Genomic DNA, 7,350 nt, shown 5'->3' with positions numbered 1-7,350 from the left:
GGCTCATGCCGAGCACTTCCTCGACCCCTTTCCCTTTGGGTGAGTCCGCAGGCAGCGGGTTTTCCTGCTTCGTCGGGCCCCAGCCGTTCCAGCGCAATGTTGTGCGGTCGATTGTCAGATTCGTTTTTCCTGTCCGTTCGCCTGTCAGCAGCGCAGCGTGATCGCGCCGGGAATGAGTTCAAAGCGCGCGGGCAGCCGCCCCGGCGCTTCGCCATCCACATCAAGCAACATGGGTTCGGGGCCAACCGGCGTTGCTTCCACCCAGCGCGCGCGGCGATGGGTGACAAGCGGGCTTTCGAGATGCGTTCCCTCGCGCATCGCGCCGGAGTTTTTCAGCATGTTGAGCAGTGTCGTATTGCGCATCATTATCACGTCGAAAAGCCCGTCATCAGGTTCGGCCATGGGCGCGATGAACATGCCGCCGCCGAAATATTTGCCATTGGCGATGGCGACGACGCCTGCATTGAGCACTTCTTCCGCGCCATCATCCGTGACAATGCGCACGGGGCGCGGCTTATGCGTGGCGGATGCCATCAGCGTGCCCCAGAGAAAGGTGAAGGCTCCACCAAAGCTTTTCTGCCATGTCGCCTTGTTCACCGCCCGCACCACTTCGCCGGAAAGGCCGAAGCTTGCGATGTTGTTGAAATATCGGGACGCGTTCCGCCCGTCTTCCGAAATGAAGCTCAGGCGACCGATGTCGATGCGGCGCGAATTGCCGCTTGCGATCCGTTTTGCGCTTTCCTCAATGTCATCGGGTAGGTCGAAAGTGCGGCGGAAGTCGCCGCCCGTGCCTGCGTTCAGAATGGCGAGATGGGCTTCCGGATTGATGAGGGCATCATTTTCGAAAAAGCCGTTCACCACTTCGTCGATGGTGCCGTCCCCGCCCACGGCAATGACGAGCTGTGCGCCTTCATGCAGCGCCTTGCGGGTGAGTTCTGCGGCAGGCAGATAATGCGGTGTCGATGGGCCGGTCGTGAAATGTGTGCGGACAGGCCCGAGTTCCTTTTCCAGCGTCTCCGAAATAACGCGCCAGGCGCGGCCCGTTCGGCCTCCCGCCGAGCGTGGATTCACTATCGCTGCCACATGAGGCATTCCCCCCGCCATGTGCTATCCCTCCCTGTTTCCCCCGATCGTCTCGAAAAGTCGCGTCGTTTCGGCAATCTCGCGTGCAAGTGTCGTTTCATCCCAGCCGAGTTCGCGCGCCATCAATGCGGCCGCGCGGGTGATAGCGGGAACGCCCGGATGGCCAAGCGTGCCAAGGCCGGTGCGGCGGAAGACGATGTCATCGAGATGGAGCGCCATTTCGTGGCGCACGGCATGCACCACCTGCACGCAAAGCACCTTCGTTTCCGGCGCAAGGCGGCGCAGCAATTCCTCGCGCTCGCCGGGTTTCTCTTCTGCGGTTGCCAGCACCTCGTCGATGCGGCTGCCGTAGAAAGCGACCAGATTGTTCACGATCTCCGGTGCGAGATGCGAGTAACGCGCACGGGCGCGTGCGGCAAAGCTTTTCAGGCGGCCAATTTCGCCACCATAAACAGGCGTGCAATGTGTTTCGCAAGGCGCGCTGCGGCCGAGTTTTTTCAGCGCAAGGTCCACCACCTGTTCGGCGAGATGGCGCGAGGTTGTCCATTTGCCGCCAATAGCGGAGATGAGACCGTCAATCGCTTCTTCGGTCGCATGGTCATAGACCTCTGCCGCGCGGCTTGCGTTATAGCTGTCCTTCGGCGCTTCCTCGCCATCGGCGGGCTCAGGCGTTGTGTCCACCAGCGGGCGAATGCCTGCATAGAAATGCAGCACATCTTTCCGAGTGAGATTTAGCCCCGGCAACCCGTCATTCACGACGATGAGGAAGTTTTCGATATCGCGCTCCGTCACGCCGAGTTCATCGGGGTCTTCCTCGAACACGGTATCCGTGGTGCCGATGATGGTGTGGCCGCGCCACGGGATAACGAAGAAGTGGCCGCCGATTTCCGATTTCACGGCAAGCGCCATGTCGCCGGAAATATCGCGTGTGATGATGTGAATGCCCTTGGAGCGGATGAGGCGCCGCGCCGGTGTGTCATCCACCATCGCCATTGTCTTGTCGGCCCAGGGGCCAGCCGCATTCACGACAACCTGTCCGCGAATGGTGTGGCTGTTGCCTGTCTGCCGGTCGAGCACCTGCACGCCGGTTATTTTCACGCCGCGCCTGAGTGACGCTTCGCTGGTGAAGCCCGTCACCTCGGCGTAGTTCGCCACGTCTGCGCCAAACTCGACCGCGCCTTCGATACATTCAAGGCAGAGGCGTTCGGGCGCATGCATCTGGCAATCATAATAGATCATCGCGCCGGTCAGCCCTTCGCGCTTCAGCGAGGGCATGATGTCGAGCGCCTTTCCCTTCGAGATGCGGCGGAAGCCCGGCAGCTTTTTGTCATCATCCGAAAGCCAGTTGCGGTCGAAGGAGAGAAGATCATAAAGCGCAAGACCGATACCGAGCACGATCGGCCCGTTCATGCCCCAGCCATAGGTCGGCAGCACGAAGGGCAGGGGATGGACCATATGCGGCGCGATGTTTTCCCAGATGCGCCGCTCTCGCAGGCTTTCGCGCACAAGGCGGAACTCGCCATTCACGAGATAGCGCAGGCCGCCATGCACAAGCTTTGACGAGCCGGATGTGGTGGCGTGGGCGAAGTCATCCTTTTCGAGAAGGGCTACTTTCAGGCCGCGCAGTGCCGCGTCCCATGCCGTGCTTGCGCCTGTTATGCCGCCACCCACAATGACGAGGTCATAGGTGGTGGCGCTCATGGCCTCAAGATCGCGCTTCATCTTCCCGAAACCCATCCTTGCTTCTGGCCTCGCCGGGAGGCGGGCGGCCTCTCGCGGCTCGCCTTCTCTCTGGAATATCGGATATAAATCCCCCCGCGTCCCCTCGAAAACAGCAGGATCGGAAAATGGTGGCGGGGAAAGCGGTGAGGAAGCCGCAGGAGCAGGGCGGAATCGATCATATGGCGCTGGGGGCGGCCCTTGCCGCGCTCGGGCAGGCGACGGGTGCGGCATCCGCCGATGCGGCGCTTGGCCAGCTTTCGGCGCTCATCACCATGCCGCGCGCCATCTGGACGCCGGATGTCGCCTCGCCCTTGTCGGTTTCTGCTGCTGAAAGTTTCATGCGGCGCCAGGGCTGGCCTGCGGAAATCATTTCGGCGCTCGGAGAAGGCGGTATCTCGCTTCGTATGCCACTCAACATACGCTGCCGCTTCGAGCATCTTCCCTTTGCGATCAGTCTTTATGACGATCACCGCCGCCACCGCGCGCCCTATAGCGGCGAGCAGAAGCGCGTGGCGGAGATGATGCGTGCGGAAGGCTTCAACGCGGTGCTGGTGGTGCCGGTGCGCCTGCCTTTTGCGCGGGTGGCGATGCTCGGCTTCGCAGGCCCTCAAACGCTGGAAGAAGCGGAGGAGATCATTGCCGATGCGGCACCGCATCTTCTCGCCGCCGGGCATATGTTTGCAGCCCTTCAGGACCGGCTTGCAAAGCGCGCCCGGCCACGGCCGGAAGATCGTGCCGCGCTGACGCGGCGCGAATGGGATTGCCTTTCGCTTGCAGCGCAGGGCTTTCGTGAGGCGGAGATTGCAGAGCGAAGCGGCATCCGCCCCACAACCGTGCGTTATCATCTGGACAATGTGGTGGCGAAGCTCGGCGCGCGGACGCGGGCCCATGCGGTCGCCATTGCCGCGCAGCTCGGGCTGGTGGAGACGCGTTAGCCCCGCTTCTTCAGTCCGTGCTGCTCCATCCGCCAGACGAGATGGTTCACGCGGTCCTGTCCGAAGAAAGGTTCGCCCTTGAAAGCCATGAGGGGGACGCCCCAATGGCCTGCCGCTTTCTGCGCGGCTTCATTTTCGGCGATCACCGCTTCGAGGCGGTCCTTCTCGGCTTCCGCCTGCCTGTCCAGTGCGTCGAGATCGAGGCCCGCGCGGGCAGCGGCGTTCCGCAGATGGTCGCCCTCATGCCAGTTCTTCGTGCCGCCAAAGATCACCGTGCTGACCTCATAGAGAAAGGGCAGCCCCTTGCCCTGTTCGGCGGCGAGTACGCCTGCCCGCGTCAGCCGGCTGATATAGGGCTGCTCGGTCGCCACATCGCCTGTCTTCATGTTCATCACGATCGGGTCGGGCGAGGGCCATCTGTAGGGCAGGCCTTCCATCTCGGCAATGCGCACCGTGTCTTTCAGCAGATAGGGTGGCCACATCGGGTTCACCTGCTTGAAGAAACCCGGAATCCGCACCGCAATCGGATAGACGGGCCGCACCACGGCCTTCACATCATAGTCACGCTCGAAATCGAGAAGCCGTTTCGTCACCAGATAGGAATAGGGTGAACGGAACGACCAGAAGAGATCATATTCGAGCGTCATGGATTGCCTCCCCGGGCGCCTGTCTAATGTGTTTCATTAATATGCGTTTGGCTCGCCTCACGCGCAAGGGTGCTGCTAGGCTTGGCGCAAAGAAACGAACGGCAATCAGAAGGGGAGAACGTTCCATGCCGCAGATCAAGGCGAATGGCATCACGCTGGAATATGAAAGCTTCGGTCCGGAGGATCGCGAGACGATCCTGCTCATCATGGGGCTTGGCGCGCAGCTCACCATGTGGCCGGTGGAGCTTTGCGAGGAACTGGTGAAGCGCGGCTATCGCGTCATCCGTTATGACAATCGCGATGTCGGCCTCTCGCAGAAGTTTGATGATCTTGGTATGCCGGACATGGCGGCAATTTTCGGTGCGCTGATGGCTGGCAAGACTGCAACCGCCCCTTATTCGCTTGATGATATGGCGAAGGATGCGGTCGGCCTGCTCGATGCGCTCGGCATCAAGCGCGCTCATATTGTCGGCGCCTCGATGGGCGGCATGATTGCGCAGCTTGTGGCTACAAACCACCCGGACCGCGCGCTCTCGCTCACCTCCATCATGTCAACGACAGGCAATCCCGCGCTGCCGCAGGGCAAGCCGGAGGCCATGGCCGTTCTGATGACGCCCGCCCCTGAAGGTGACATTCCCGCTGCTATCGAGCGCGGTATGCTTGCCTGGAACACGATCGGAAGCCCCGGTTACCGGACGGATGAAAAGACGCTGCGCGAATGGGTAACGCGTGATGTGAACCGCTCGCTCTATCCGGTGGGCGTTGCCCGCCAGATGGCCGCCATTGTTGCCAATGGCGACCGGCGCGAGAAGCTGAAGAAGCTCACCCTTCCGGCTGTCGTTCTGCATGGCGCGGATGATCCGCTTGTGCCGGTCGAGGGCGGCAAGGACACGGCAGAAAATATTCCGGGTGCAGAGCTTCGTGTGATCCCCGGCATGGGCCATGACTTTCCGCTCGCTCTTGTCGGTACCTTTGCCGATGCGATCGAGGCGGCAGCGAAGCGGGCTTCCGCTGCTAAGGCGGCTGAGTAATCCCATGGGCGTGAACATGAAAACGGCCAGGGCGAATGGCATCACCATCAATTACGAAGATCGCGGGCCTGCTGACGGCACGCCCCTTCTCTTCGTGAATGGCTATACCTCCACCATGCTGAGCTGGCCGGAGGAGTTGATGGAGGGTCTGCGCGCGCAGGGCTTCCGCGTCATCCGCTATGACAATCGCGATGTCGGCAAGTCGGAGAAGCTTTCCGGCCTGCCGAAAATTCCTGACGTGGTGGCAGCGCTCCGCGCGGGGCAGAAGCCCGATATTCCTTATACGCTTGCCGATATGGCGGCAGACGGGATCGGCCTTCTCGATGTGCTTGGCATCGACAGGGCGCATGTCATGGGTATTTCCATGGGCGGCATGATCGTGCAGCGCATGGCGATCCATTTCCCGGAGCGGCTTCTCTCTGTCACCTCGATCATGTCCACTACGGGCAATCCCGATCTGCCCAAGGCGAGCGAGGAAGCGATGAAGGCGCTGCAGGAACAGCCTGCTTCACAAGACCGCGAAACGGTGATCCGTCACCGGATGAAGGGACGCCGCGTCTATCAAAGCCCGGCCTATCCCATGTCGGATGAGGCGCTCTATGAACGCTGCGCGCGCGAATTCGATCACATGTACTACCCGGAAGGGGCGGTTCGGCAATATGCGGCCATTGTGGGTGATGGCAGCCGCGTCGATGAGTTGAAAAAGGTGCGTGTGCCCTTCCTCGTCATCCATGGCGATGCCGATCCGCTTGTGCCACCTTCGGGTGGCGAGGACACGGCGAAATCCGTTCCCGGCGCGAAGCATGTCGTCATAGAGGGGATGGGCCATGATCTGCCGGTGGAACTTTGCACGCGCTATGTGGAATTGATCGCCACACATACCCGCGCTGCGGAGCGCAAGGCGGCGGCAGAGTAAACGCCCCATCGAATGTCGAAAGGGCCGGTTTCGTCACCATGCGAAACCGGCCCTTTCTTTATCAACAGGGTCTGTCCGAAAGTCGGATCAGACTTCCGCCGAGCCACCGTCAACCGGGATGGTCGCGCCGGTTGTATAGGCACTTGCGCGTGAGGCGAGGAAGATTGCTACGCCTGCGGCATCTTCCGGTGTGCCGATACGCCCAAGCGGGTTAGAGGCCTTGATGGCATCGCCGAATGTTTCGAGCGTTGCCTTCATCATCTGGCTCGGGAAGGGGCCGGGCGCGATGGCGTTGACGAGGATGTACTCGCGCGCGAGGCGCTTCGCCAGATGGCGCGTCAGCATGATGACGCCCGCCTTGGAGGATGAATAGGCGTAGGTCTCAAGCTCCGGCGGCTCGATGCCGTTCACGCTCGCCGTGTTGATGATGCGGGCGGGGTTGTCCGCACTTGCAGAGGCGCGAAGCAGCGGCAGCATTTTCTGCGTCAGGAAGAACACGCTTTTGAGGTTGATGTTCATCACCTTGTCCCAGCCGCTCTCGGAATAATCGTCAATCGGCTCGCCCCAGGCGGCACCCGCATTGTTGATGAGCACGTCGAGCTTCTTTTCGCGTTTGGCGAGTTCGGCGGTGATGCCTGCAATGCCTTCGCTTGTGCCGAGGTCGAAAGGCAGGGAAATGCAGGTGCCCTTGCTTGAAAGTTCTTCTGCAAGCTCGTTACAGGCCTGCGCCTTGCGCGCGGTGATATAGACCTTCGCGCCATTCTCCACGAAACCGGTCGCGATCATTTCGCCAATACCGCGCGAGCCGCCGGTGATGAGAACGGTCTTCCCCTCGACGCTGAAAAGATTCTTCATGTGGGTGTGTTTCCTCTGCCTGATATCATGTGGCGAAAAGCTATCTGACGCGGCGGCAGTGGGCAAACGGTTCAACAAAAAAGGGCGCTCCGCAGGGAGCGCCCTTTGTCCTGTCAGGTGAGGCTGCTCAGAAGGCCGCTTCATCAAGCTCCATATAGCCG

Annotated in this window: 7 protein-coding genes; 3 read left to right on the top strand and 4 right to left on the bottom strand. The window is 61.2% G+C overall.

Annotated features, from left to right (window positions below):
• Positions 1 to 144: 144 nt before the first annotated feature.
• Positions 145 to 1,083: a diacylglycerol/lipid kinase family protein gene (locus tag WBF74_RS08360; protein ID WP_424438029.1), complete on the bottom strand. Its 939-nt coding sequence runs from the start codon at positions 1,081 to 1,083 to the stop codon at positions 145 to 147.
• A gap of 24 nt (positions 1,084 to 1,107) precedes the next feature.
• On the bottom strand, positions 1,108 to 2,820 hold the full coding sequence (locus WBF74_RS08355; protein ID WP_424438026.1) for an FAD-dependent oxidoreductase: 1,713 nt from the start codon (positions 2,818 to 2,820) through the stop codon (positions 1,108 to 1,110).
• Between the two features lie 110 nt (positions 2,821 to 2,930).
• On the opposite strand from WBF74_RS08355, the gene WBF74_RS08350 reads away from it, so the two are divergent.
• Positions 2,931 to 3,740: a LuxR C-terminal-related transcriptional regulator gene (locus WBF74_RS08350; protein ID WP_424438023.1), complete on the top strand. Its 810-nt coding sequence runs from the start codon at positions 2,931 to 2,933 to the stop codon at positions 3,738 to 3,740.
• On the opposite strand, the gene WBF74_RS08345 is transcribed toward WBF74_RS08350, so the two are convergent.
• Entirely contained in the window at positions 3,737 to 4,387 is a 651-nt protein-coding gene (locus WBF74_RS08345; RefSeq protein WP_424438020.1) for a 2-hydroxychromene-2-carboxylate isomerase, read from the bottom strand. The two genes, WBF74_RS08350 and WBF74_RS08345, sit on opposite strands and share 4 nt — an antisense overlap.
• A gap of 125 nt (positions 4,388 to 4,512) precedes the next feature.
• On the opposite strand from WBF74_RS08345, the gene WBF74_RS08340 reads away from it, so the two are divergent.
• Both WBF74_RS08340 and WBF74_RS08335 read left to right on the top strand, forming a co-directional pair.
• Entirely contained in the window at positions 4,513 to 5,418 is a 906-nt protein-coding gene (locus WBF74_RS08340; RefSeq protein WP_424438017.1) for an alpha/beta fold hydrolase, read from the top strand.
• A gap of 16 nt (positions 5,419 to 5,434) precedes the next feature.
• Complete coding sequence (locus WBF74_RS08335; RefSeq protein WP_424438014.1) at positions 5,435 to 6,334, top strand: alpha/beta fold hydrolase; 900 nt, start codon at positions 5,435 to 5,437, stop codon at positions 6,332 to 6,334.
• Between the two features lie 87 nt (positions 6,335 to 6,421).
• Here WBF74_RS08335 and WBF74_RS08330 read toward each other — a convergent pair whose 3' ends face one another.
• The gene (locus WBF74_RS08330) at positions 6,422 to 7,189 is read right to left on the bottom strand and encodes an SDR family oxidoreductase (RefSeq protein WP_424438011.1); all 768 of its coding nucleotides are present in this window, start codon (positions 7,187 to 7,189) and stop codon (positions 6,422 to 6,424) included.
• Positions 7,190 to 7,350: the final 161 nt, after the last annotated feature.

The organism is Parvibaculum sp. (assembly GCF_049672805.1).
Taxonomy (GTDB): domain Bacteria; phylum Pseudomonadota; class Alphaproteobacteria; order Parvibaculales; family Parvibaculaceae; genus Parvibaculum.
The sequence above is the reverse complement of the archived record's forward strand: the minus strand, read 5'-3'. Positions and strand labels throughout refer to the sequence as shown.

Excerpts from the sequence above, each read along its gene's own strand:
- WBF74_RS08350 (WP_424438023.1), top strand. The coding sequence starts at position 2,931 with ATGGTGGCGGGGAAAGCGGTGAGGAAGCCGCAGGAGCAGGGCGGAATC.
- WBF74_RS08355 (WP_424438026.1), bottom strand. The coding sequence starts at position 2,820 with ATGGGTTTCGGGAAGATGAAGCGCGATCTTGAGGCCATGAGCGCCACC.
- WBF74_RS08340 (WP_424438017.1), top strand. The coding sequence starts at position 4,513 with ATGCCGCAGATCAAGGCGAATGGCATCACGCTGGAATATGAAAGCTTC.
- WBF74_RS08335 (WP_424438014.1), top strand. The coding sequence starts at position 5,435 with ATGAAAACGGCCAGGGCGAATGGCATCACCATCAATTACGAAGATCGC.
- WBF74_RS08330 (WP_424438011.1), bottom strand. The coding sequence starts at position 7,189 with ATGAAGAATCTTTTCAGCGTCGAGGGGAAGACCGTTCTCATCACCGGC.
- WBF74_RS08345 (WP_424438020.1), bottom strand. The coding sequence starts at position 4,387 with ATGACGCTCGAATATGATCTCTTCTGGTCGTTCCGTTCACCCTATTCC.